A 23,918-nucleotide genomic window follows, 5' to 3' on the forward strand; every position below is an offset into this window, starting at 1 on the left:
AGCGAAGATTAGTTTCCGTTTTCATCGAAACTAACTTCAAAAATAGAACCTTTTGGTTGATTGTCCAAAACAGTAATCGAACCATTATTGATTTTAACTAGTTGAGAAACAATGGATAATCCCAAACCGCTACCTTTAATTTCAGTAGAGTGGGATGTGTCAACTCGATAAAAACGTTGGAAAATCAATTTCTTCTGATTGTCAGGAATACCCATACCTAAATCTTTAACTGACAATTTTATTGTGCCAGCCGCCTTCTCTAAAGCTAGTGTGATTGGCGTGTCCTCAGGTGAATACTTATTAGCATTGTCCAATAATGCAACAATAATTTGCTTCAATGTGTCGGCATTACCAGAAATATTCAGGTTAGATGTGATTGATAACTTCAGTTCATGTGCCAAAGTTTTTTGATATTGGCTACCAATTTGTTCGGCAATTTCAGATAGATTAACTTTTTCCAAAACTAAGTCGGCTCGGTCAGCTCGAGATAAGTGTAAGAGGTTGGTAATCAAATTTTGCATGCGGAGGGACTCTTCGTCGATAAATCCCAGCGATTCAGGAATAACATCGGGATGCTTTTCACCGTGGCGCTTGATTAAGTTGATATTGCCACGAATAGCTGCAATTGGTGTTTTCAGTTCGTGGGAAGCGTTGGAAACAAAGTCCTTTTCACGTTGCAATCGTTGATTTTGAGCTTCCAGCAATTCATTAAATGCATTACCCAATTCCTTAATTTCTTGAGGACTATCAGGCACCGTCAAAGTTGGCTGATCAGTGTCGGGGTCCTTGATGGTGCTGCGAGTTTCTTTAACTAAAGCAATCGTTGGAGCACTCAATTTGGTAGCCAATTGTTGCGCCCACCAAGTTCCAAATCCTAGGGTGACAAAGACGATGATGCTGATAATTATCAATAATAATAGAAGACTATTGATTAAACGGCTCAAACTAGTCCACAGTTGATAGGTCGTATCGGCATCTTTTCTCGTATAAAAGAGGAAGAAACCGTAGCCTTGAACATAGACGATATGTTGACCCGGCAAAATCAAAACTTTCCGCTGATTGATAAATTTTTTTGAGGCAGAGGTCGTCATAATTTCTTGACCCGCTCGATTGGAAGCAGCAGTAATTGACGATTTATTCGTTTTTACACGAACGACTGTATTCTGCTTGGTATGACGATTATTCTGATTGCTCCATTGAATAAAGCCGGGTATGTCATCGATATTGGACCGATACAGGCTCATCATTTGACCATTGGCTTCGTGGACGGTTTGCGAATACTGTTGAATACCCACGACAACCAAAATTATTGCGCTAATTGATAAAGTAATGATAATAACGAGTTTGCGAATGGCGCTGTTGATTAACTCTTGATAGGACGGTGACTTTTGAGTGTCTGTCATTCTGCCACATCCTCGATTGAATAGCCAACTCCACGAATAGTCTGAATCAAAGCTTGATTGTTTTTGCCATCAACCTTGTTTCGCAGATAACCAACGTAAACATCGACTACATTTTGTTGTCCAAGAAAATCTTCACCCCAAACATTGTCGAGCAATTCATCACGTGTAAAAACTTGTCCAACATGTTGCAGGAAGAATAACAATAGGTCGTATTCACGTCTCGTCAACTGAACATTTTCATCATCACGAGTAACTTGGTGTGACTTAGTATTCAAAACTAGGTCAGCAATTTGATAAGTTTGATCAGGTTCAGTTAGATGTTCAGCTCGTCTTTGAATAACCCGAACACGTGCTAAAAGTTCTTCAATCTCAAAAGGTTTAGTAATATAATCGTCAGCGCCGTTATCAAGACCAGCAACTTTATCACCAATATAATCACGAGCAGTCATAACAATGACAGGAACTTGATCATGCTTACGAATTCGACGGAGTACTTCCATACCATCTAATTTTGGCAACATCCAGTCGAGTAAAATTAACAGTAATTCATTCTGATGTTTTTCATAAAGTTCCATTGCTTCAGCACCATCGTTAGCGATAATGACGTCGAAATCTTCAAATTGTAGTTCTTTACTGACGTAACTGGAAAGACTACGTTCATCTTCAACAATTAAAATTGTATTTTTCATTAACAAATCTCCCAAAAGTTTATGCCGCCGGAGGTTATCAGTAATATAGTCTGCAGTGGGAACCGTTCCGAGCCAAAGTGCGGTCTCGAACCTCGATTTGAATACTTGCGAAGTTTGCAAGTTTCGCAAGTATCCAAACTTGACCCGTGGAGTAATGGCTAAAGCCATAACGCCACCTTCACTGCTAGCTATATTACTGATAACCTCTGGCTAGAGTATTTAATTAAAATCTTGTTAGTAATTATAATAGTAAATAGACCTTAATACTAACTAAAAAATAAACTAAAGCGTAAAAATTACTAATTATGCTATACTACTAATTAGCGAAAACGTTAGGCTAAAACTCATTCACGTTTGAGGTTACATTAATAATATGAATATTTAGCAAATATATTAAATAATCCGAAATGATTAGTTGATAAAGTAATAATTAGTCGGAAGAGATGAGAGTATTCACCAGCTATGAAAGTGGCGTTATGGCTTTAGCCATTACACCACCGGGCGTGTTGGAGACTTGCTGGTTTTGCAAGGCTTCAACCGAGATTCGAGACCGTACTTTGGCTCGGACCGTTCCGCATAGCAGGCGAAATACTCTTATCTCTGGAGACAGCAGTGAAAGGTGATATCAGATGGAAAAAGCAATTGAGATTCTTAAACAAAACAATTATAAAATAACTAAACAGCGAACTGACCTAATCGACTTCTTGGGCAAATTTACAGTTCAATACGTGTCAATCAACGATATTGCTAACTATATGCGTTCACTTTATCCGGGCATGAGTAATAATACGATTTATCGGAATTTGAAAGAATTTGCCGATATTGGATTAGTTGAATATCAGGAAAAAGATAAGACTTTGGTGAAGTATCAATGTGATTTTACACATCGTCATCATCACCATTTTGTCTGTAAGAATTGTGGGAAAGTTACGGAACTCAAGGCTTGTCCAATGGAATTCTTTGCTGATCAATTACCTGGATATACGATTGAAGGTCATGCCATTGAGGTTTATGGACTCTGTGCTGACTGTACAAAAAAATTAAATGCTTAAACTTGCTAAAGACATAATTTTGATTTTACTGAAATTATGTCTTTTTTTCTGCAAAAAATAACTTGTACAATATATCGAAACGATATATGCTTGGAAACGAGAAAGATAGGTGTTAAGGATGTACGAATTATTTATTTTGGGACAGTTGATGGATTATCCGATGACTGGATATGCATTGAGAAAGGCTTTCATCACGATTGCTGGAAATGACCAGGCCATTAGTTTCGGTACTTTGTATCCATTAATGGATAAGTTGGAACGGTCTAAGATGATAGATCATAAATTTGAAACAACGGACAATGAGCGTATTCAAAAACTAGCAGCGATAACTGAAAGTGGCAAAAAACACTTTTATGAGTTAGCGACTGTTAAAACGCCCGTCAATAAACAAACCCAATTGACTTTTTTAATGAAGATACATTTTTTACATTTATTGAATCGAGAACAACAAGTCTTTGTTTTGGAAGATTTTCAGGCTTTTTCTGAGGCTAAACTACAGCATCTTCAAAGTTTGAAAATGGGATTGGAAATCAATGACAACATGATTCAGGCGGATATTGACGATGCCTTACTAGTTAAGCAGTTACAGATTTTACGTGCGCAAGTTCAGATAGACTGGATTGCACAGCTTTTAAAGGAAAGAAAAGGAGCTTAAGTTTATGGATAGCTTTGCTAAAGATCCGGAGATTCAAAAGCATCGTTGGCTAATTTTAGTTGCGGTATGTATGTTTACTTTTATGTCGACTTTGGACGGAAGTATTGTCAATATTGCTTTGCCAGTGATGAGTAAAGATTTAAAAATTCCCATGAATCAAGCAGAATGGGTCGTTTCAATTTATTTAATTGTTATTTGTGCACTATTATTATTATTTGGAAAACTCGGGGATGCCTATGGTAAAATTCGAATTTTCAAACTAGGTTCAATTCTCTTTACGGTTGGATCATTACTCTGTGGATTCAATTCAGGCTTAACATTTTTGCTTGCTGCTCGTGCTTTGCAGGCCGTTGGTGCAGCGATGACGATGAGTACGAATAACGGAATTATTACTGAAGTATTTCCATTCAGCGAACGCGGTCGAGCTTTGGGAACAATTGGGTCATTCGTGGCATTGGGAAGTATTGCTGGACCCGGTGTCGGTGGTTTGATTTTGGCGCATTTGCACTGGGGTTACATTTTCTTGATCAATGTACCCGTTGGTATTATTGCAATTTTGTTAGGTATGAAAATTTTGCCAAAAGATATTACCTTGTCGAAGCAAAAGATTGATAAAACTGGTTCCGCACTCTTTGCTTTGGTGATGGTAACGCTGTTTGCGGGAGTATTCTTAGGACAAGAAGTCGGCTTTGTTCATCCAAGTATTTTGACATTGTTTGTGGTGGCTCTATTGGCATTCATTTGGTTCATTCGGACTGAATTGCGTGTTGAAATTCCGGTGCTAGATTTAAGAATTTTCCGTAGTGCTAATTTCACGATCAGTATTTTCTGTGCCTTTTTAATTTTCGTAGCAAACTTTTTCTTCAATGTTATTTCACCATTCTATCTAGAAAATGCTCGAGGATTGGCAGCTAATTATGCTGGTTACGCCTTGATGACATTTCCAATTGTACAGGTTGTTGTGGCACCGATTGCTGGGGCGATTTCTGATAAAATTGGTCCCGAATTGTTAACATTTATTGGCTTGATTTTAATTTCAGTCAGTCAAATTGGCTATATTTTCGTTGGTCTATCAACACCATTGTGGATTTTCATGTTCTTTGTTGGATTAGTTGGATTTGGTAATGGTGTTTTCCAAGCGCCAAATAATTCAATCGTTATGAATTCAGTTGAAGTCAAAGATCTTGTAATTGCCGGTGGGGTCAATGCTTTAGCACGTGAATTGGGAATGATTATTGGTATTTCCGTAGCGACAACTGTCTTGTTTTCTTCAATGAGTCATACAGCAGGGCACACAGTTACTTCATATATACCATCTCAGCCGGGATTATTCATTTCCGGTATGCACGTGGCATTCATGGTTTCATTGGCCATTTGTTTGGTGGCTACAGTTATTACGGGAGTTCGTTTGATGAGAAAGTAAATCTCAGTTTTTTTTAGAAAAAGTGATTGCCTTAGAGTATAGGCTAAGTGCTACTATCAAATTGAGTAAACGTTCAGGAGAAATATTCATGAAATATCGTAGATTTGGAAATACTGGCTTTAATGCTAGTGAAGTTTCATTGGGTACTTGGCAACTCGGTTCAAAATGGGGGCGATCCATTCTCAGAAAAAGATGCGCTTGCCACTTTGGAAGAGGCTTATGACCAAGGTGTAAATTTCTTTGATACAGCGGATGTCTATCAAGATGGTGAAAGTCAACGCGCCATTGCTAAATTTATTAAAGGAAAACAAGACAAGGTCTTTGTTTCAACTAAAATTGGCCGTCGCTTGGATCCGCATGTTGCCGAAGGTTACAATGAAAAAAATCTTCGTGGCTTCGTTGAAGATTGTCTAAAGAATTTAGATGTTGATGCGCTAGATAATGTGCTATTACATTGTCCACCAACTCAAGTTTTCTATGAGCCAGAAGTATTTTTTGCCATGGATAAGATGAAAAAAGAGGGCTTGATCAAGAACTATGGCGTCAGTGTTGAAAAAGTTGAGGAAGGTATTAAAGCTTTAGATTATAATATTTCTTCAGTTGAAATCATCTACAACATGTTCCGCCTTCGTCCGGCAGATAACTTTTTCAAAATGGCTAAGGAACATGATGTCGGAACAATCGTCAGAGTACCACTTGCCAGCGGCTTATTGACAGGTAAATATACTTTGGATACGAAGTTTGGTAAGAATGACCATCGAACAACCAACCGAAATGGTGAAGAATTTGATGCTGGTGAAACTTTCTCAGGTGTCGATTACGCAACTGGTGTTAAGGCTGCCCAAGAATTAGATGAAAGATTAGGTGCTGGTAACAAATTAGCACCAATGGCATTACGTTATATTTTGATGAACAACGGTGTCAGCACAGTTATTCCTGGTGCTTCAAAGCCAGAACAAATTGAAAGAAATGTAACGGCTGCAGAACTACCACCATTTACCCATGAGCAAATGGGAATCGTCCGTGATGTCTATGACAAGTACATTAAGAATCCAGTTCAATATAAGTGGTAAAATAATGAGTCAAAAAAGCTATCACTAGAAATCATCAAATTTGATTTCTAGTGATAGCTTTTTTTAATGTGTTAATTTCCAATTTTTATAACTTAAACCTGCAAAGTATGCCAAGACTTCAAACGTAGAAATGAAGAATGTCACTGGCCAATTGGTAACGAATGCTAGATAAAGTCCCAACCAGACACCGGCTAACGACAATCCAACTGAAACAAGGATCATCTTTGGTACAGAATGAACGATGTATTTAGCTGTTGCGGCGGGGAGTGTCAGTAGGACAAAGACTAATAGTGAACCGACGATTTGCGCGCCGATACTAACACTTAAGGCCAAGGTTATTAGAAAGACGATTGACAATAAACGTGTTTTTAATCCGGAGGCTTGTGCCCCTAGGTGGTCGAATGAGTCGAATGCAAGTGGTTTATAAAATATCAAAAAGATAATTATAACGAATATTGCCAAAATCAATAATTGCTTTACTTCTGCGGCACTGATTCCGACAATACTACCGAAGAGAATATTTGTAGCATAGCTACTTGATTGTGCTGATAAAGATAGAAATAGAATTCCTAATCCGATAAATAACGACGATATAGCACTGATTGAAGCTTCTCTTCGGGATGCTTCACCGCTCAAACTTCCAACGGCGATGGAACTGACGAGTGTGAAAATAATCATTCCCGCTAATGGTGAAATACCCACGAGAATTCCGAATGCTGCTCCGGCAAAACCTATTTCTGACAAGGTGTGCGACAAGAATGACATGTTCCGTGAAACAACGAAAACACCTACTAATCCAGCGGTGATTGCGATGAAGGTACTGGCAATAAAGGCCTGACGCATAAATTCATATTCAAACATAATTAGCCCTCCATCTCGAACATCTTTTTAGAAACTTGGTCAACGTCAAGTTCTTCCAGGGTTTTATTTTTGAAAAGTAATGCTCGATTCGTATATTTTTTAGTTAGTTCGTAATCATGAGTTATAAAAATAACTGTTAACTGATATTTTTGATTCAACTCTTGGACGAGATCCATCAGCTGCATTTTGACCTCGACATCCAAACTGGCAGTCGATTCATCAAGAATCAAAATCTTAGGTTCGTTCAAAAGTGCTTGAGCCAAATATGCTTTCTGCTTTTCACCACCAGATGCCAATCCTAATGGCCGATTCTTGAGTTCAGTCAGATGAGTTTTTTCCATTATAGTGTTGATAAGCTCGTTATCTTGCTGACGTTGTTTGGGACTGAAAGTAAACTTGAGGTTCAAACGGATGAATTGCTCAATACTGAGTGGATAATCGAGGTCGATATTACGAAATTGGGGCACGTAACCGATAGTCTGTTTTTCAACGTTCAACTCGCCACTAGTTTTTGATTCCAAACCCATTAGAATTTTGACCAGTGTCGTTTTACCAGAACCGTTGGGACCAATTAGGCTGATGAATTCACCGTCGTTGATTCGAAAATTCAATTCTTTGAAAACTAATTGCTTTCCAAATCGTTTAGTTAAATTCTCTGCTTCAATCATTGTTTCATCTCACTTTGTAAAATCTTATTTAGAGCTTGATATTGTGATAACATCCATTGTTGATAAGTTTTACCCTTAGGTAAAGTTTCCGTGACACTTAAAACAGGGATGTTATTTTTCTTGGCTAATGTAACGAGATTGTTGACGACTTTACTGTCCGTTTGTTTATTTAGAACGAGCAAGGCAATCTGTTTATTTTCAATTCCTTGGTGCATGGATTTGATAACGGCTGGAGTAGGGTCAGTGCCATTTTCGATTGCTTGTTCAAATTTTTGATTAGTAACTTTGAGCCCAAGAGCTTTGATTGAATAGTCGAAAACAGGTTCGGTGACATAAACATTTTTGTTAGGTAACTTGTTAACCACATCTTTTAATTGGTTCAATTCTTTTTGAACTGGCTTGAGTGAGGCAATGTATTCCTGAGCGTTTTGTTCAAAGTAAGCCTTATTTTTGGGATATTTCTTAGCTAATTTGTCAGCCAAATATTTAGCATAATCGGGCATGGTCTCAGGATTGTACCAAATGTGCGGGTTAACGCCAGTCTTTTGATGCATGACGTTTTCGCCAATCTTGATTTCGGTACCATTTTTTTGAAGTTTGTTCATCCATGAATCATAACCTAAACCATTGGCAACCGTGATGTTCGCTTTGCTGACGGATTGAGCAACTTTAGTAGTTGGTTCATAATCGTGAGGATCAATTGCCGGATTATTAATAATAGAAGAAACGTTTCCTTTATTACCAACAACTTTCTGAGCGACCTCAGCGTAAAAATCTGTAGTCGTGACGATGTTGATTTTTTGTGAAGTATCTTTAACTTTCTTGTTCGAGCAGCCTGAAAATATTAAAGTGAAAATTGCTAAAGATAGAATGATTCCTAAAGCTTTTTGTTTCTTAAAATTCATTGTGTTCTCTCCTTAAATGATAAACAATACTATTTAACCCTAAACTAAAGCTGTAAAAAAGTAAATAGTAAGTTTTATCATTTGGGGGGCTGCCGTCGGAAGGGCTGAGAATATTTGCCTGCTATGCGGACCGGCGCGAGCCAAGGTCTCGCACCTCTGTTTGAAGCCTTACCAAAGACCGGTAAGTCTCCAAACTCGCCCGGTGGTGTAAGAGCTAAAGCTCTAACGCCACACCCACAGCGGGTAAATATTCTCAGCCCTTCCGACTAATTTTTTTCTTTAACTCGAGCTATTCATATTAGGTTTGGTGATGTTGAAATTTTTAATTGTATGAAAAAAGAGTTGAATCACATCTGAAGTAATCAGGTGGGTTCAACTCTTTGTTATTCTAAATATTTAAAAATGAAAATTTGATATAAACGGTGCTGTAACAGCCATGGTAATAATTTATTTAAATAGTTTGGAATATTCCTACATCAAAAAAATAAATTAGTTGGAAGAGCTGATGAATACTCTCAGCTCTGGAAACGGCGTCTATAACTTATCAATATTGTCTGTTAATTCAATAATATGTTGTTTAATATCGTCACGTACATCACGATATGCTTGAATTTCTTCACTTTCACTACCGGTCGTTAGGGTTGGGTCGTTAATAGGCCAATGCAACCAACGAGCAGTTGAAGGTAGGACATTTTTATCACGTGCTTCACCACTTAAAGTGATGACTACAGTCGCATGATTGAGAAAGAGATCGTCAATCTTTTTTGACGTCTGTTGTGAAATATCGATACCATCATCTGCCATAACTTTTACTGCCTTTGGATCAAGATCTTCCGCGCGCACGCCCGCACTTTCAATTGTCCAATTTGGCAAATATTTTTTAGCGTATCCCTTGGCGATTTGACCACGACAAGAATTGCCGCTACATAGGAAGTAAATACTTTTATTCATTTTTTATACCTAGTTTGATTTGACATTCAGGGCAGAGACCGTAGACCTCCATGTGATTTCCAGAAATCATATATCCAGAAATCTCAGCAGTCTTTTCTTCAAGACTCTTTTCAGTATCGCTGAAACCAGGATACGTAACGTCTACAATTCGTCCACAATTGGTACAAATGGCGTGATAGTGGGGTGAACCGAAGTAATCATAGTGAGTACTGCCGTCACCGTTTTGCAATTCCACAACTAAATGATGGTCAACAAAAGTGTTCAGAGTATTATAAATCGTAGATGACCCGATATTAGGCAATTCCTTGCTGAGGGCATCACGAATTGTCTCCACAGTAGGGTGATTATGATGGCTAACTAAATAGGCCAAAATAATGTGTCGTTGTGGCGTAACTCGCAACTTATGGTCCTTTAGAACTTGTAGTGTTTCTTCCATTACAGCGTTACTAGCCATGAGCAATCTTCCTTTCTATATGAGAATCATTACAGGTTAATTATATTACTAAACGTAAGACAATTCCAAATAAACTACCTTTTTTCATCAAAAACAGTAATTTGTTTACTTTTCAGAAAACTAGGGTTATTATGAACTCGTTACTAAGTAAGAACCATTCCAAAGTAATAGATAGTTAAGGAGTGAGGAAACATGACCAAAGAAAAGAAACAACGTAGCTTGGCCGAAAAAATCAATGTAATGCGTGCCAGTGTCATGGGAGCTAACGACGGAATCGTTTCAGTTGCCGGAATCGTTGTCGGAGTTGCTAGTGCTCAAAGTAATAATCATGCCATTTTTCTAGCCGGAATTGCCGGAATGTTAGCCGGAACTATTTCAATGGCAATGGGTGAGTGGGTATCTGTCAGCACGCAACGTGACTCTGAAAAACGTGCTCTGGAAAAAGAGTCCGCAGCGTTAGATGGTAATTATGACAACGAATTCAGCTTTATTCGTGATAAATACCAAGCAACTGGGATTTCCAATGAATTGGCAACTCAGGCTACTTCAGAAATGTTGAGTAAAGATCCATTGGATGTTGCCGTTCGTGAACGTTATGGCTTTAATCCTAAAGAGAAAACTAGTGCAATTGCGGCTGCAATGGCTTCAATGATTTCCTTTCCAACGGGATCGATTTTGCCATTAGTTTCAATTACGATGTTTCCCCAGGACGTCAAAATGATAGCAACTGTGATTGCAGTTATTATCGCATTGACGATTACTGGTTATACAGCAGCTGTTTTGGGTGGTGCTAACCGTTTAAAGGCAGTCATCAGAAATGTAGTTTCCGGACTATTAACAATGTTTGTAACTTATGCGATCGGTTCGCTGTTTGCACATTAAGGGAGTGAGAAGGATGAAATCTATGACAGTTTCTAAACCAAAGAAACAAAAGAAGACAATGGCTGAACGTTCTAATACCCTTCGTGCAGGCGTTCTAGGTTCAAATGATGGTATTTTAACAGTTGTCGGAGTGCTATTTTCAGTTGCTGTAGCCACGACCAACCAATTCGTAATATTTATCGCAGGTCTATCTGACCTCTTAGCATGTGCTTTTTCAATGGCTTCTGGAGAATATGCTTCAGTTAGCTCTCAAAAAGATACCGAAAGAGCTGCAATTGAAAAAGAACGTGAGTTGATAAAAAGTGATTATCCGTCTGAATTAGCAGTGATTGCCAAATACTACGTTGAACGTGGCGTTACACAAGCAACTGCCAATGAAATTGCTTCTGAATTGATGAAAAAAGATGCCTTGGGTACAGTCGTTAGAGTTAAATATGACTTGCAGTTAGGACATTATATGAATCCTTGGGATGCCGCTTTTTCTTCATTAGTCTCTGCAGCTTCTGGTGGTATTTTCCCATTAGTTGCGATGACATTGTTGCCATCAGCAGTTAAGTGGCCCGGAACAATTTTGGCAGTTACATTGTCAGTAGCATTGACTGGATATTTGAGTGCCAAGTTGGGTGATGGACTTGTGAAAACAGCAATGATTAGAAATATTATCGTTGGTCTAATTACAATGGCAATTCACTATTCAGTTGGATTGATGCTTTAATTCCGCCTCCGGTCGTCAGGAATATAGTTCCACTATGGGGACCGATGTGAGCCAAGGTCTCACATCTCGATTTGAATCCTTGCCACAGTTCGGCAAGTATCCAAACTCGCCCCGTGGTGTAAAGGCTAAAGCCTTAACACCACCTTCATAGCGTAACTATATTTCTGACGACCTCCGGCTAATGTATCTCTTGTTTTAAAATCATATTGATATTATTTAATAATCTTCAAATGAAAAAGCCTCCAATAATCGAGTGATTTGATTACTGGAGGCTTTTGATTTCATTTAAATATTTAGTATTGTCCATCTATAAAAATAAAAGAGTTGGAAGAGTTGAGAGTATTCATCCGCAGCGAAAGTGGCGTTATCGCTTTAGCGATTACACCACCGGACGAGTTGGAGACTTTCCGGTCTTTGGAAAGGCTTCAACCGAGATTCGAGACCGTACTTTGGCTCGAATCGTGCCGCGCAGCAGATGAATACTCTCAGCTCTGGAAATGGAACGGCATACTTCAATTCACTATTTAGTTTTAAGCATTAGATCCAATGATTTTTGTAAATCTTCCAATTGTTTAGCATCTTTGCAATCGGTGTTTTTTCGGATATTTTGCGCGATTACTAATTTCATTGCTTTATCAACGCTAGACTTTACGGCTGACAGTTGCATTAAAACGTCGTCACATGGCTTGTCGTCGTCCATCATTCTGAGCACGGCATCAAGTTGACCACGTGAACGTTTCAAACGGCTAGTGATTTTTTTAGCTGCAGCGGCTGATTCTTCAGGTGTTTGAGACATGTTTACCTCCCAAATTTGTTTTATTGTTCCAATTATACCCATGCGGGTACAGGGTAGCAAATAATTGATTTATTTTTTGTGAAAAGGCCTTAGAATCAAAATATTTGCTTTCATTTACCCTAGGGGGTATATTATTTTACATAGAAATGAGAAGGAGATTTGAATGATGGCTAATATTACAGAAATTTCAGATAAGACATTCAATGACGAAACAGAAAAAGGACTAGTTATTACCGATTTTAATGCAGATTGGTGTCCCCCATGTAAAATGATGAACCCAATTTTGGAGAAGCTATCATCAACTGATGAATTGGGTGACAAGATTAAGTTTACTTCAATGAACGTGGATCACAACCCAGAGACACCTAACAACTTTGGTATTCAGGGAATCCCAACATTTATCATTAAGAAAGATGGTAATGTTGTCGGACGTATGGTTGGTTATCAACCAGAAGCTAAATTCCGTATGGAACTAGAGAAGTATATGGATTAGTTTTTTCACTGCCGCCGGAGGGGGCAAGTGATAAAAGACCGCTATGCGACCGGTGCGAGCCAAGGTCTCGCGCCTCGATTTTGAACTTCGAGAAAATCGCTCGAATTTCAAAATACGTCGGTGGAGTAAGGGATAAATCCCTAACTCCACTTGCACAGCAGGTCTTTATCACTTGTCCCCTCCGGCTATTTTTTTTGTTTTGGGCAGCTGTAATTGTTGCTAAATTATTTAACCGTTAGTTTAAGATATTAAGGGTCAGACAATTCCAAATATGGGGTGTCTGGCTTTTTTTGTTTTCTAGAGTGATAAATAATTTGAATCATTTAATACATTCCGAAACCTTTTGTATTTATACAAATAACAAAGCTATTGATTGAATGAAATTTAATTAATTATCAAGTTATCAAAACATGAGCCGGAAGTTGTCAGAAATATAGTCACGCTATGAAGGTGGCGTTATGGCTTTAGCCATTACACCACGGGGCGAGTTTGGATACTTGCGGGCTGTGCAAGGATTCAAATCGAGGTGAGAGACCTTGGCTCTCACCGGTCCCCATAGCGAGACTATATTTCTGACAACTGGAGGCGGCAACAAAAAAATTCCTTAGTTTCAAAAAGGGCCTCATTTCACATCAAAAAGGTGGTATATTTGACGAGAGAAAACGGTTTCAAATATATACAAAAGGGATGGTAGCAAATGTCTAAATTACCTGGAACGCTTAAATATATCAGCTGGTTTGAAGGTGAAATTATCACAATCGATTTTGGACGCTCAGTTGACTTTGACCCAAAGGCTTATCCAGAATTAGCAAAGATTGGACGTTGGATTGCATCTGATGATCAGTCGAAATATTATCTAGCTTATAAGATTGATGGCATCTATCCGGACAAAATTATCAATCATCTATTGGGAACATTGAATTTGAACGGATACGAATTGATTCACAGTTCTGCTACATATGCTTAATTTCTTTCAAAACAAAAAGCCGCGGCTGCGACTTTTTTACTTTTTATTGAATTGTTAGGAAACGTTGGTCCCAGATGTTTTCGAAGAATGAAATCGTATCTTCAGCAATCATATAATCATTGTCAAAGGTAGTCGTCATATCGTGTCCCATGATGATTTTATAGCCAAGGCCATGAGCCATAACGATTGTAGCGTTACAGCAATATTCAGTTTGGGCACCACAAAGTTCAATTGAACGAATCCCTTTTTGCATTAAAATTTTATTTAAATTAGTTTGATAGAAGGCATTAGGATGGGTCTTTTCCACCACGATGTCTTCTTTTTGTTTGTCCAATTTTCCTGATAAATTCCAGGCTTCACTGCCACGTACAAGGTCCTGATCATTATGTTGAATAAAAATAATTGGCAAATTGTCTTGGCGATAATTAAAGATGCGGTCGTTGATGCTGTGAATTAATCCATCAAAATTGTAGCTGTATTGTAGACCCCTTTGCATGTCTACAATTACCAATGCGTCAGCTAATTCTGGCATGATAAATAACACTTCCCCTTAAAAGATTTTCTAGGTTGAGCGTACCATTATGGTTCAATTTTTGAAAGCGACATTATTAAAATTTGTCTCTCAAAAATTTGCAGACAGCTGGTAACTCGCTTTATAATTGAAAATATCAAAATATAGGATATAAAAAATGAAAAAATTAAAAATAATTTCTATTATAATCGGTGTGCTTTTAGTTATCGTTCTAGCATTCGCTGGAATATTTGTTTACCGAACTCAAGATTCGCTGAATTCTTTGAATACAAATAAGAATAGTGTTTCTCAAAAAATTGAGCAGGGCAAACCTTTCTCAATCTTGCTATTAGGGGCTGATACCGGAACCGATGGACGAGTTGACCGTGGTAATTCTGACACGATGATGTTATTAACTTTGAATCCCAAGAAACAAAAGACCGTGGCTTATTCAATCCCTCGAGATGCTTTAGCTGAAATGGTCGGCGATAAAACGAAAAATGTTCAGAAAATTAACGCAGCTTATAACATTGGTTTGTCTAAAATGGCCAAAAATACGGTTGGCAGTATGTTAGGAGTACCAGTGGATTATCACGTGGCTATCAACATGCAGGCTTTGGAAAGAACCGTTGATTTTGTTGGCGGTGTGACTGTCAAAAGTCCTATGAATGTTTCGTTTGACGGCGTAACAGTTCCTAAAGGGACACATCATTTGAATGGTAAAGAAGCTTTGACGTATGCTCGAATGCGTTATCAAGATCCACGAGGAGATTATGGTCGTCAAATTCGTCAGCAACAAGTATTACGAGCAGTTGTCAAAAAATTGGAACAACCCAAGTATTTAATGAAAATTCCAGATTTAATCAAAACGTTGGGTAACGATATCAGTACTGATTTAACAACATCTGAAATCGACCAAATAATATTGAAGTACCATGGCAGTTCGAAGTCAATGGACTTCAATCAAATTCAAGGAAAAACAGCTTGGATTAACGAAAGTTCATATCAAGTATTGCCAACATCAACAATGCAAAATGCATCAGATGATTTAAGAGCCAACTTAGGCCTATCAGCACAAACATTGGATAATACTGAAACTAGGTTGAACGCAAAGAATAAGGCGTTCTTCAAAGATCCAGATGATATAAATTACGATACATTTGGCTTAGATACTATGCATTATACGAATAATACATATTAAGATTTTCCGTCTCCAGAGCTGAGAAATATTTCGCCTGCTATGCGGAACGGTCCGAGCCTGCGGTCTCGAACCTCGGTTGAAGCCTTTCCAAAGACCGGAAAGTCTCCAACTCGCCTGGTGGGGTAACGGCTAAAGCCGTAACGCCACTCTCATAGCTGGTGAATATTTCTCAGCTCTTCCGACTCTTTTATGTCGATTGGTTATTAGGAAACATTGAACTATCATTAAACATTCCAGATTTTCTAACATCTATCCATGAAATAAATTAGTTGGGTAGATGAATCTTATTAGCTCCCGAGACAACAACTTTAAAAGAATAAATAAAAAATGACATCCTAAAAACGGGATGTCATTTTTTATAATGTTATGTCAGCTGTTAAACGGCTGCTTTGATAAGGAAAACGTGATTCGGCAATTTCAAATGGTTGTCCATCATCAAGATAGCTCAATTGGTTGATTATTAAAACTGGTTCACCTAATTCTTGAGCAATTCCGGTATCAACGTCAGTTTGGTCAGCTTTGTCGGCCCGGATGATTCGATGGGTTCCTTCAATTCGTAGACCTTCTTTTTCAAGATGGTTATAGATTGATTTTTCCAAAATGTCTTCAGTTAAAGTGGTAATAGCTGTTGGCATAATGGTGTGTTCATAGGCAAAAATTTTACCATTAACGTAACGAACACGGCGAATTACATAGACTGGCTCAGTTGGCTGGATAATCAACTTATCAGCTTCATCTTTAGTAGGGATGCGTGCTGATAATTCCAAAACTTTACTGGTAACAGTTTTACCTTTATTAGTTTTCGTTGCACCAAGGGGTTTGTCGATTGGCGAAACACGTCCAAAGCGGTCATCGCTGTGATTGTCGGCAACATAATCTTTGCGGACGTATGTTCCAGAACCACGTTTGGAATACACCATACCTTCAACCATCAAAAGCTGTAAAGCCTTGTGGACCGTGATTCTAGTGGTATTAAACTTTTTTGCAATTTGATTTTGATCGGGCATCAATTCACCTGGGGCGTACCGTCCGGTTTGAATTTGATGCCTTAGCGTATTTGCAACTTCTTTGTACTTGTATGCCATTAACAGATAGCCCCCTAACTTATATCATTAATAGTGTAGCATTAAAAATGTACGATTTTCGTTTTATTTAAAAGTATATACTTATATTATATTGGACGTTTACATTAACTGCTTTTGTGGTATGCTGAAAACGTATTCATATGAGAGGATGAGGTGGATAATGATGAATAAAAAATTGCCAGAGAATTTCTTTTGGGGAAACTCAACATCCAGTATGCAAACTGAGGGTGCCTGGAATGTGGATGGTAAAGGTAAATCAGTTTATGACATCAAAAAGGCAACCGCTGATACTTCGGATTGGCATGATGCGATTGATGAATATCATCGTTATGAAGAAGATTTCAATTTGATGGCTAATCAGGGAATGAATTTTTATCGTTTCCAGATTTCTTGGAGTCGTGTTGATCCTGAAGGTGATGGCAACTTCAATGAAGCAGGAATCGAGTTTTACAACAAATTGATTGATGCTCTGTTGAAACGTAATATCACGCCGATGATTTGTTTGTATCACTTTGATATGCCACTGAATTTAGCTGAAAAATATAATGGCTTTCTATCTCGTCCAGTCGTCAGCGCCTTTGTCAGATACGGAACTGAAATGGTTAAACGCTTTGGCGACCGTGTAAAATATTGGATTACTTTCAATGAACAGAATTTGTATCACACGACCGAAGCATTTAAAATTTCAGGATACATGAAAGGCGACAAGACAGTTGATGAAATGTATCAAATCAGCCATCACGTTATGTTAGCGCACGCGGGTGTTGCCAATTATATTCATGAGAAAACTGATTGTTTAATAGGTGGAATGTTGGCTTATACCGAAGTCTATCCAGCTTCACCTAATCCCAAAGATGTCTTATATGCTCGTCAGATAAATGAATTTCTGAATCGCAATCTGTTGGATTCCTTTGTTTACGGTCGTTATTCACATGAAGTTATGACATATGTTAAAAATCATAAGATTGAAATGGATTATCAATTAAATGATGATGAAATTTTAATTCAGGTATCATCAGACTTTCTAGCGTTCAGCTATTATCGCAGTGAAACTATCAACTCTGCCAAGGTTCCTGATGGGACAGTGCCTAATCAATATTTGGATTATGGCGCGCAAGAAAATCCATTTTTACAAACGTCAGAATTTGGCTGGCAAATTGATCCACTCGGATTCAGGGATGTTTTGACCAAAGTTTACAACGAATATTGCCTACCAATGTTTCCAATCGAAAATGGTTTGGGTGTTCGTGAAGTTTACGATGGTAAAGAAATTCAAGACGACTATCGTATTAATTACATGCGTGACCATATCCAAGCAATGAAAGATGCTGTTTGGGAAGATGGCGTGGAAGTTTTGGGTTACTTGGGTTGGGGATTGATTGATATTCCTAGTTCAAGCGGCAATATGGATAAGCGTTATGGAACGGTTTATGTTAACCGGACTAATCATTATTTGAAAGATATGCAACGGGTACCTAAAAAAAGCTATTGGTGGCTGCAACGCGTCATCAAAACAAATGGTGCCAATTTAAACAATTTAGAAACTGTGGAAGCTCACTAAAAATGGGCTTCTTTTTTGTTCTTGAAATATGCCGCCTCCGGTTGCCAGAAATGTAGATACCCGCTTGTGGGACCGACTTGAGCCAAGGTCTCAAGTCTCGATTTGAAGCCTCGCATGAACCGCGAGTCTCCAAACTCGTCCGTGGTGTAATGGCTAAAGCCATAACGCCACTTTCACAGCGGTACTACATTTCTGGCAACCGGAGGCTAGTTTTGTTATAAATTCGATGTTTTAATCACATGTTAGTAAATTGGTGTCAGAAATTATTTATGATGATTAAATTTAATATCAATAGATTAGACGGAAGAGCAGGTGAATACTCTCTACTCCGGAGTTGTAAAACGCAAAACAATTTTCATGAAAATTAAGTGTAGTAGCTTCTGAATACACCTGTTTAACCCCAGTAAACAGGCAAAAATAAATGTGATAAGAATCACAAAAATGTGTTGTTTTAGCTAAATGTAAGCGTTACCATGAAAATGAAATAAATTTGGAGGTGGACGTTTTGATGACTGTCGAAGATTTAAATGCAATGCCACGTTTTCAGAATCCGGTAACGATTCACGATATTAAAAAAGCTGCTCACTTGATTCATCAGGTTGGTCGGGTGACGCCGTTGATTCAGTCGATGTTCTTGAGTCGGGATGTGACTGGTGGGGAGGTCTATTTGAAACTTGAGAATATGCAGCTGACTGGCTCTTTTAAGTTTCGTGGTGCCTTTAACAAGATTAATCATTTGAGCAAATTGGAAAAAGAACGTGGTGTTATCACTGCTTCGGCTGGAAATCATGCCCAGGGAGTTGCGCTAACTTCTAAATTATTGGGTATTAAGTCAATTGTCGTTATGCCACACGGGGCTCCTTTGGCTAAGCAACAAGCTACAGCTGGTTATGGTGCTCAAGTAGTTTTGCATGGCGATACGTTTGATGAAGCTCACCAATTTATGGAAGAAGAGGCTGCTGAAAAAGGTTATACAATTGTTGACCCATACGATGATGTAGATGTGATTGCGGGACAAGGTTCGATTGGTTTGGAAATTTTGGATCAATTGGAGGATGTCGACACGGTCATTGTGCCAGTTGGCGGTGGCGGTTTGATTTCGGGAATTGCAACAGCTATCAAGACTATTAATCCACAGATTCACTTGATTGGTGTGCAGTCGGAAAATGTTCATGGGATGACAGCTTCATATCGTGCTAATGAAATTACGACATTTGGCGTTGATAAAACTTTGGCAGATGGAACTGCAGTCGCTACACCCGGACAAATAACTTTTCCAATTACTAAGCACTTAGTGGATGAGATGGTTTTGGTCAGTGAAGAAGAAATAGCCACAGCGATGAAAGACTTGTTGCAACGGGCGAAAGTTGTGGCTGAAGGAGCTGGCGCTTTGCCAACTGCTGCCTTGGAAGCACACAAAATTGATTCTTGCTGGTTAGAAAATAAGCGAGTAGTGGCTTTAGTTTCCGGCGGTAATGTTGACCTCGAACGAGTTGCCACTAATATTGACCATTTTGTCGGATAGGGTTGTCCTTGAAATAGAGGAACGAGTATCATAAATGATATAAAGAAATTTTTAATTGGGGGATAAAAATGACAGAACTCGATCGTTTTGAAGCATCAGCTTGTACATCAATTATGGTAGGTAAGAAAGCTTCTATGGATGGAGCAACTTACATTTCCAGAAATGAAGACCGTATGTTGGCAATTGAACCTAAACGTATCATCGTTCAACCAGCTGTTTCTGGACGTCATGAGACATATGTTTCACCATACAATAATATGACAGCACCTTATCCAGAAAGTGGTTACCGTTATACCGCTACGCCAAGCACGAACCAAAAGACCGCTGGTCCTAACGAAGAAGATGGTTTTAATGAGAAAAATGTTGGTATGAGTGCAACTGAGAGTGTTTATGCTAATGAAAAAGTTTTGGCCTTCGATCCATACGTTAAAGATGGTTTAGCTGAAGATTCACTAGCAACTTTAGTATTGCCATACATTGATTCAGCTCGTGATGGTGTTAAATATCTTGGTGATTTAGTTGCCAAATATGGTTCCGCTGAAGGTAATGGTTTGCAATTCAACGATAAAGACGAAGTTTGGTACATGGAAGTTGTTACCGGACATCAATGGGTTGCCGTAAGAATTCCTGACGACAGTTATGCCGTTGCTGCCAATCAAGTAGCCATTCAAGATATCGACTTTAACGACCCAGAAAATTACATGTGGGCTGACGGAATTCAAGACTTCGTTTCTGACAATGACTTGAACCCAGACTTTGACCGTTGGGATTTCCGCCACATTTTCGGAACAGATACTGAACAAGATCACCATTACAACACACCACGTGTCTGGTTTGCACAACGTTATTTGAACCCATCAATCCAACAAGAACCAGAATCACCAGAACTTCCCTTCATCAGAAAAGCCGAAAAGAAGATTGCTGTTGAAGACATCCAATATATTTTGAAATCACATTATAACGAAACAAAATATGACCCAATGGGCAGCGGTAGTGACCATGACAAGAGAACATATCGTGCCATCTCACTTTCCAGAACAGCCAATTCTCACATTCTACAAATGAGAGATTCAGACAAAAATGGAGCAGCCGGCGTTGAATGGACAGGCTTTGGAATTCCAAGTTTCTGCCCACACGTACCATTCTTCACTAATGCCAATGACATCGACGAGTCATACAGTTATACACCAGATAAATTAGATTTGAAGAGTGCATACTGGATGTATGAAGCCTTAGCAATGGTAGTAGAATCACATTATTCAGAATTCGTGGAACCAAACTTAGACTATCAAAAAGAATTATCATCATGGGCCAGAAGAAAGATTGCGGCAGTTGATAAAAAAGCAGTCACAATGAGCGGTTCAGAATTAACAGATTATCTAACAGAACAAAATAAAGAAATAGTTAAACATTATAACGACGCAACAAAAGCCCACCTAGCAGATTTAGTAACTAAAGGGACAGAGTTGTCGAAGTTGACATTTAAGATGGATCCCAACTTGTAGAGAGTGGAGCCGGCCCGGGAATTTCCGAGCATTTGCGTAGTTTCACGAATTATCCGCGTACCTTGCGGATGATTTGGGAAACCATGCAAAGCGGAAGAAATTGGCCTGCGTAACTCGTTTTAGAGCCACTGCCTATATAACCGCTTTAAAATATGGCAGACGATATAAAATGTCCTTTTAAATAAATCCATCAAAAGAAAAAACGACAAATATCCCCAAAATCCCCAATAACAAAAATGGAGACGAAAGATATTTGTCGTTCTTTATATCAAAATAAGGCTGAATAACTGAATCAAAAATTGTAAACTAAAGCTGATGTAATTGAAGATAAACCGTTCCAGAAGTTTATTTCAATTTTTATTTAATTAATATGTTTGTTCAGAAATATTAGTTTAATTATTTGTAATAATAAAAAATAAACTAGTCAGAAGGGGTTAGAATATTTACCCGCTGTGGGTGTGGCGTTATGGCTTTAGCCATTACACCACCGGGCGTGTTTGGAGACTTACCGGTCTGTGGTAAGGCTTCAAACCGAGGTTCGAGACCGCACTGTGGCTCGGACCGGTCCGCATAGCAGGTGAATATTCTCATCCCTGTAGATGGCATAACTAAGCAACCAAATAATACAGAGGTAATAACCATGAAAGATATACGTTTTAAAAGTGTTTTTGACATTATTGGACCCGTAATGGTTGGACCCAGCAGTTCTCACACCGCCGGAGCAGCCAGAATTGGGAAAGTAGTCCACGACATTTTCGGTGAAAAGCCAGATAAAATCACGATTGATTTGTATGAATCATTTGCCAAGACTTATCGTGGTCACGGAACAGATGTCGCCATTGTTGGTGGTTTGTTAGGCATGGAACCAGATGATGAACATCTAGCTGATTCCTTGAAAATAGCTTACGAACAAGGTATTAAAGTGGCTTTCGTTCCCAAGAGTGACAAAGTTGATCATCCAAATACCGCCAAAATCAATCTAGTTAAAGGCAATCATGAGTTGTCTGTAACTGGTGTTTCAATCGGTGGTGGGAATATCCAAATTTCCGAAATTAATGGATTCAAGATGTCCTTGAGCCTCGGTACACCAACCTATATCACTGTTCACCAGGACGTTGCCGGAATGATTGCCAAAGTAACCGATGTCTTTTCAAATTTCAAAATCAATATTGGTACCATGACTGTTACTCGAGCTTCTAAAGGTGAGAAAGCTATCATGATTATTGAAGTGGATGAACGCCGTGATAAGCCGGAAATTCTGGAAAAATTACGAGCTTTGCCAAATGTCGATAATGCAACGTATTTTGAATAATAGGGGATTACAAGATGTTTTATACAATTAAAGAATTAGTTGAAAAAAGTGCCGATTACGATTCAGTTGCTGACTTGATGATCCAAACTGAGATGGAAAATACTGATCGTAGCAAGGAATTCATCCGTTCACAGATGGAACGTAATTTGGAAGTTATGGAAAAATCTATCAAGCAAGGTATTGCTGGAGTTAAGTCGGTCACTGGTTTAACTGGTGGGGATGCTAAGTTGATGGATGCTTATATTAAAAAAGGCGATTTTTTGAGTGGAGAACCAATTTTGGAAGCCGTTCGTAACGCCGTAGCGGTCAATGAAGTTAATGCCAAAATGGGATTGATATGTGCCACACCAACTGCTGGTAGTGCTGGAGTCTTAGCTGGAGTACTAGTTGCCACAAGAGATAGACTACATTTAACACGTGATCAACAAGTCGACTTTCTTTTCACAGCTGGAGCTTTTGGACTCGTAATTGCGAATAATTCGTCAATTGCCGGTGCCGAAGGTGGTTGCCAAGCAGAAGTCGGTTCAGCAGCCGCAATGGCATCTGCAGCTTTGGTATGTGCTAAAGGTGGAACAGCTCAACAAGCTGCTGAGGCAATTTCTATTACTTTGCAAAATATGATGGGACTAGTCTGTGATCCAGTGGCTGGTTTAGTTGAAGTGCCATGTGTTAAACGTAATGCACTCGGTTCTTCACAAGCAATGATTTCAGCTGACATGGCTTTGGCCGGAATTAAGAGTGTTATTCCAGTTGACGAAGTTGTTGAAGCGATGCATAAAGTTGGTCAACAAATGCCATCAATCTTTAAAGAAACAGCCGAAGGTGGCTTAGCAACTACACCAACTGCCTTGAGATTGAAAAAAGAAATTTTCGGAGATTAGGTGGTGTCCGCCAGAGATTGCACGAAATTGAGTCTGCTATGAGGACCGGTCCGAGCCAAAGAGCGGTCTCGAACCTCGCTTTGAAACCTTGCAGAATCGGCAAGTCTCCAAAGTCGCCCTGTGGAGTAAGGACTAAAGTCCTAACTCCACTACCACAGCCAACTCAATTTCGTGCAATCTCTGGCTAGTATATTTGTGTTATGAAACAATATTAAATTTTGGATGGCGAATTTTATAATCAAGTTAGCCACTTTAGAAAAATGACAAAATAAAAACACCAAGACGTAAAAATCAGGTATCATTGGAGTTCTCACACAAACAATGAAAGAGGTTTTTCGTCTTGGTGCTAG

The 23,918-nt window shown here is 38.8% G+C and carries 23 protein-coding genes and 1 pseudogene; 14 read left to right on the forward strand and 10 right to left on the reverse strand.

What is annotated here, in order from left to right; translation table 11 throughout:
- Nucleotides 1–8 precede the first annotated feature (8 nt).
- Both AAA923_RS11415 and AAA923_RS11420 read right to left on the reverse strand, forming a co-directional pair.
- The gene (locus tag AAA923_RS11415; protein WP_338217243.1) at nt 9–1,403 is read right to left on the reverse strand and encodes a sensor histidine kinase; all 1,395 of its coding nucleotides are present in this window, start codon (nt 1,401–1,403) and stop codon (nt 9–11) included.
- The gene (locus AAA923_RS11420) at nt 1,400–2,092 is read right to left on the reverse strand and encodes a response regulator transcription factor (protein WP_338217245.1); all 693 of its coding nucleotides are present in this window, start codon (nt 2,090–2,092) and stop codon (nt 1,400–1,402) included. Before AAA923_RS11420 ends, AAA923_RS11415 begins: the two co-directional genes overlap by 4 nt.
- A gap of 629 nt (nt 2,093–2,721) precedes the next feature.
- On the opposite strand from AAA923_RS11420, the gene AAA923_RS11425 reads away from it, so the two are divergent.
- The 4 genes and pseudogenes from AAA923_RS11425 (at nt 2,722) to AAA923_RS11440 (ending at nt 6,295) form a co-directional block, all read left to right on the forward strand.
- The gene (locus tag AAA923_RS11425) at nt 2,722–3,144 is read left to right on the forward strand and encodes a Fur family transcriptional regulator (RefSeq protein ID WP_041501157.1); all 423 of its coding nucleotides are present in this window, start codon (nt 2,722–2,724) and stop codon (nt 3,142–3,144) included.
- Nucleotides 3,145–3,262: 118 nt separating this feature from the next.
- On the forward strand, nt 3,263–3,799 hold the full coding sequence (locus AAA923_RS11430; protein ID WP_338217248.1) for a helix-turn-helix transcriptional regulator: 537 nt from the start codon (nt 3,263–3,265) through the stop codon (nt 3,797–3,799).
- Nucleotides 3,800–3,803: 4 nt separating this feature from the next.
- Nucleotides 3,804–5,222, forward strand: a complete 1,419-nt coding sequence (locus AAA923_RS11435) for an MFS transporter (protein ID WP_338217249.1) — start codon at nt 3,804–3,806, stop codon at nt 5,220–5,222.
- A gap of 88 nt (nt 5,223–5,310) precedes the next feature.
- Nucleotides 5,311–6,295: pseudogene (locus tag AAA923_RS11440) on the forward strand (aldo/keto reductase).
- A gap of 63 nt (nt 6,296–6,358) precedes the next feature.
- Here AAA923_RS11440 and AAA923_RS11445 read toward each other — a convergent pair.
- From AAA923_RS11445 to AAA923_RS11465, 5 genes are all read right to left on the reverse strand, one after another.
- A complete protein-coding gene (locus AAA923_RS11445) occupies nt 6,359–7,156 on the reverse strand; it encodes a metal ABC transporter permease (RefSeq protein ID WP_338217251.1) in 798 nt (265 codons plus the stop codon).
- 2 nt (nt 7,157–7,158) lie between these two features.
- On the reverse strand, nt 7,159–7,824 hold the full coding sequence (locus tag AAA923_RS11450) for an ATP-binding cassette domain-containing protein (protein ID WP_338217252.1): 666 nt from the start codon (nt 7,822–7,824) through the stop codon (nt 7,159–7,161).
- On the reverse strand, nt 7,821–8,729 hold the full coding sequence (locus AAA923_RS11455) for a metal ABC transporter solute-binding protein (RefSeq protein WP_338217253.1): 909 nt from the start codon (nt 8,727–8,729) through the stop codon (nt 7,821–7,823). Before AAA923_RS11455 ends, AAA923_RS11450 begins: the two co-directional genes overlap by 4 nt.
- Nucleotides 8,730–9,263: 534 nt before the next feature.
- On the reverse strand, nt 9,264–9,680 hold the full coding sequence (locus AAA923_RS11460; RefSeq protein ID WP_338217255.1) for an arsenate reductase/protein-tyrosine-phosphatase family protein: 417 nt from the start codon (nt 9,678–9,680) through the stop codon (nt 9,264–9,266).
- Nucleotides 9,673–10,134: a Fur family transcriptional regulator gene (locus AAA923_RS11465; RefSeq protein ID WP_041501171.1), complete on the reverse strand. Its 462-nt coding sequence runs from the start codon at nt 10,132–10,134 to the stop codon at nt 9,673–9,675. The genes AAA923_RS11460 and AAA923_RS11465 overlap by 8 nt, the downstream gene beginning before the upstream one ends.
- Before the next feature lie 192 nt (nt 10,135–10,326).
- Between AAA923_RS11465 and AAA923_RS11470 the strand changes: the two genes are divergently transcribed.
- Both AAA923_RS11470 and AAA923_RS11475 read left to right on the forward strand, forming a co-directional pair.
- Nucleotides 10,327–11,016 (forward strand): VIT1/CCC1 transporter family protein, encoded by a 690-nt coding sequence (locus AAA923_RS11470; protein WP_338217257.1) that lies wholly within the window; start codon nt 10,327–10,329, stop codon nt 11,014–11,016.
- 13 nt (nt 11,017–11,029) lie between these two features.
- Complete coding sequence (locus tag AAA923_RS11475) at nt 11,030–11,731, forward strand: VIT1/CCC1 transporter family protein (RefSeq protein ID WP_338217259.1); 702 nt, start codon at nt 11,030–11,032, stop codon at nt 11,729–11,731.
- A gap of 520 nt (nt 11,732–12,251) precedes the next feature.
- Here AAA923_RS11475 and AAA923_RS11480 read toward each other — a convergent pair.
- The gene (locus AAA923_RS11480; protein WP_338217261.1) at nt 12,252–12,527 is read right to left on the reverse strand and encodes a metal-sensing transcriptional repressor; all 276 of its coding nucleotides are present in this window, start codon (nt 12,525–12,527) and stop codon (nt 12,252–12,254) included.
- Nucleotides 12,528–12,690: 163 nt separating this feature from the next.
- Here AAA923_RS11480 and AAA923_RS11485 point away from each other — a divergent pair, with 163 nt between their 5' ends.
- Nucleotides 12,691–13,020: a thioredoxin family protein gene (locus AAA923_RS11485; protein ID WP_338217263.1), complete on the forward strand. Its 330-nt coding sequence runs from the start codon at nt 12,691–12,693 to the stop codon at nt 13,018–13,020.
- A 697-nt stretch (nt 13,021–13,717) separates the two neighbouring features.
- Complete coding sequence (locus tag AAA923_RS11490) at nt 13,718–13,987, forward strand: hypothetical protein (RefSeq protein WP_338217265.1); 270 nt, start codon at nt 13,718–13,720, stop codon at nt 13,985–13,987.
- Between the two features lie 43 nt (nt 13,988–14,030).
- On the opposite strand, the gene AAA923_RS11495 is transcribed toward AAA923_RS11490, so the two are convergent.
- The gene (locus AAA923_RS11495; protein ID WP_338217267.1) at nt 14,031–14,519 is read right to left on the reverse strand and encodes a cysteine hydrolase family protein; all 489 of its coding nucleotides are present in this window, start codon (nt 14,517–14,519) and stop codon (nt 14,031–14,033) included.
- 157 nt (nt 14,520–14,676) lie between these two features.
- Here AAA923_RS11495 and AAA923_RS11500 point away from each other — a divergent pair, with 157 nt between their 5' ends.
- Nucleotides 14,677–15,699: an LCP family protein gene (locus tag AAA923_RS11500; RefSeq protein ID WP_338217269.1), complete on the forward strand. Its 1,023-nt coding sequence runs from the start codon at nt 14,677–14,679 to the stop codon at nt 15,697–15,699.
- A 356-nt stretch (nt 15,700–16,055) separates the two neighbouring features.
- Here the strand turns inward: AAA923_RS11500 and AAA923_RS11505 are convergent, their stop codons facing one another.
- A complete protein-coding gene (locus AAA923_RS11505; RefSeq protein ID WP_338217271.1) occupies nt 16,056–16,784 on the reverse strand; it encodes a GntR family transcriptional regulator in 729 nt (242 codons plus the stop codon).
- 163 nt (nt 16,785–16,947) lie between these two features.
- Here AAA923_RS11505 and AAA923_RS11510 point away from each other — a divergent pair, with 163 nt between their 5' ends.
- The 5 genes from AAA923_RS11510 (at nt 16,948) to sdaAA (ending at nt 23,568) form a co-directional block, all read left to right on the forward strand.
- Nucleotides 16,948–18,345 carry a glycoside hydrolase family 1 protein gene (locus AAA923_RS11510; protein ID WP_338217280.1) on the forward strand — a complete coding sequence of 466 codons (1,398 nt, stop codon included), beginning with the start codon at nt 16,948–16,950 and terminating at the stop codon, nt 18,343–18,345.
- Between the two features lie 532 nt (nt 18,346–18,877).
- Nucleotides 18,878–19,870, forward strand: coding sequence for a bifunctional threonine ammonia-lyase/L-serine ammonia-lyase TdcB (tdcB, locus tag AAA923_RS11515; RefSeq protein ID WP_435890181.1), 993 nt, complete (start codon nt 18,878–18,880; stop codon nt 19,868–19,870).
- Nucleotides 19,871–19,938: 68 nt separating this feature from the next.
- Entirely contained in the window at nt 19,939–21,375 is a 1,437-nt protein-coding gene (locus tag AAA923_RS11520) for a C69 family dipeptidase (RefSeq protein ID WP_338217273.1), read from the forward strand.
- A 640-nt stretch (nt 21,376–22,015) separates the two neighbouring features.
- Nucleotides 22,016–22,687: an L-serine ammonia-lyase, iron-sulfur-dependent subunit beta gene (gene sdaAB, locus AAA923_RS11525; RefSeq protein ID WP_338217274.1), complete on the forward strand. Its 672-nt coding sequence runs from the start codon at nt 22,016–22,018 to the stop codon at nt 22,685–22,687.
- Nucleotides 22,688–22,701: 14 nt separating this feature from the next.
- The gene (gene sdaAA, locus AAA923_RS11530; protein ID WP_041501184.1) at nt 22,702–23,568 is read left to right on the forward strand and encodes an L-serine ammonia-lyase, iron-sulfur-dependent, subunit alpha; all 867 of its coding nucleotides are present in this window, start codon (nt 22,702–22,704) and stop codon (nt 23,566–23,568) included.
- Nucleotides 23,569–23,918 lie beyond the last annotated feature (350 nt).

This window comes from Companilactobacillus muriivasis (assembly GCF_036246245.1).
In the GTDB taxonomy this organism is placed as follows: domain Bacteria; phylum Bacillota; class Bacilli; order Lactobacillales; family Lactobacillaceae; genus Companilactobacillus; species Companilactobacillus muriivasis.

Excerpts from the sequence above, each read along its gene's own strand:
- sdaAA (WP_041501184.1), top strand. The coding sequence starts at position 22,702 with ATGTTTTATACAATTAAAGAATTAGTTGAAAAAAGTGCCGATTACGAT.
- AAA923_RS11435 (WP_338217249.1), top strand. The coding sequence starts at position 3,804 with ATGGATAGCTTTGCTAAAGATCCGGAGATTCAAAAGCATCGTTGGCTA.
- AAA923_RS11490 (WP_338217265.1), top strand. The coding sequence starts at position 13,718 with ATGTCTAAATTACCTGGAACGCTTAAATATATCAGCTGGTTTGAAGGT.
- AAA923_RS11495 (WP_338217267.1), bottom strand. The coding sequence starts at position 14,519 with ATGCCAGAATTAGCTGACGCATTGGTAATTGTAGACATGCAAAGGGGT.
- AAA923_RS11475 (WP_338217259.1), top strand. The coding sequence starts at position 11,030 with ATGAAATCTATGACAGTTTCTAAACCAAAGAAACAAAAGAAGACAATG.
- AAA923_RS11520 (WP_338217273.1), top strand. The coding sequence starts at position 19,939 with ATGACAGAACTCGATCGTTTTGAAGCATCAGCTTGTACATCAATTATG.
- AAA923_RS11510 (WP_338217280.1), top strand. The coding sequence starts at position 16,948 with ATGAATAAAAAATTGCCAGAGAATTTCTTTTGGGGAAACTCAACATCC.
- AAA923_RS11480 (WP_338217261.1), bottom strand. The coding sequence starts at position 12,527 with ATGTCTCAAACACCTGAAGAATCAGCCGCTGCAGCTAAAAAAATCACT.
- AAA923_RS11425 (WP_041501157.1), top strand. The coding sequence starts at position 2,722 with ATGGAAAAAGCAATTGAGATTCTTAAACAAAACAATTATAAAATAACT.
- AAA923_RS11415 (WP_338217243.1), bottom strand. The coding sequence starts at position 1,403 with ATGACAGACACTCAAAAGTCACCGTCCTATCAAGAGTTAATCAACAGC.
- AAA923_RS11485 (WP_338217263.1), top strand. The coding sequence starts at position 12,691 with ATGATGGCTAATATTACAGAAATTTCAGATAAGACATTCAATGACGAA.
- AAA923_RS11505 (WP_338217271.1), bottom strand. The coding sequence starts at position 16,784 with ATGGCATACAAGTACAAAGAAGTTGCAAATACGCTAAGGCATCAAATT.
- AAA923_RS11470 (WP_338217257.1), top strand. The coding sequence starts at position 10,327 with ATGACCAAAGAAAAGAAACAACGTAGCTTGGCCGAAAAAATCAATGTA.
- AAA923_RS11455 (WP_338217253.1), bottom strand. The coding sequence starts at position 8,729 with ATGAATTTTAAGAAACAAAAAGCTTTAGGAATCATTCTATCTTTAGCA.
- AAA923_RS11500 (WP_338217269.1), top strand. The coding sequence starts at position 14,677 with ATGAAAAAATTAAAAATAATTTCTATTATAATCGGTGTGCTTTTAGTT.
- sdaAB (WP_338217274.1), top strand. The coding sequence starts at position 22,016 with ATGAAAGATATACGTTTTAAAAGTGTTTTTGACATTATTGGACCCGTA.
- AAA923_RS11460 (WP_338217255.1), bottom strand. The coding sequence starts at position 9,680 with ATGAATAAAAGTATTTACTTCCTATGTAGCGGCAATTCTTGTCGTGGT.
- tdcB (WP_435890181.1), top strand. The coding sequence starts at position 18,878 with ATGCCACGTTTTCAGAATCCGGTAACGATTCACGATATTAAAAAAGCT.
- AAA923_RS11450 (WP_338217252.1), bottom strand. The coding sequence starts at position 7,824 with ATGATTGAAGCAGAGAATTTAACTAAACGATTTGGAAAGCAATTAGTT.
- AAA923_RS11445 (WP_338217251.1), bottom strand. The coding sequence starts at position 7,156 with ATGTTTGAATATGAATTTATGCGTCAGGCCTTTATTGCCAGTACCTTC.
- AAA923_RS11420 (WP_338217245.1), bottom strand. The coding sequence starts at position 2,092 with ATGAAAAATACAATTTTAATTGTTGAAGATGAACGTAGTCTTTCCAGT.
- AAA923_RS11465 (WP_041501171.1), bottom strand. The coding sequence starts at position 10,134 with ATGGCTAGTAACGCTGTAATGGAAGAAACACTACAAGTTCTAAAGGAC.
- AAA923_RS11430 (WP_338217248.1), top strand. The coding sequence starts at position 3,263 with ATGTACGAATTATTTATTTTGGGACAGTTGATGGATTATCCGATGACT.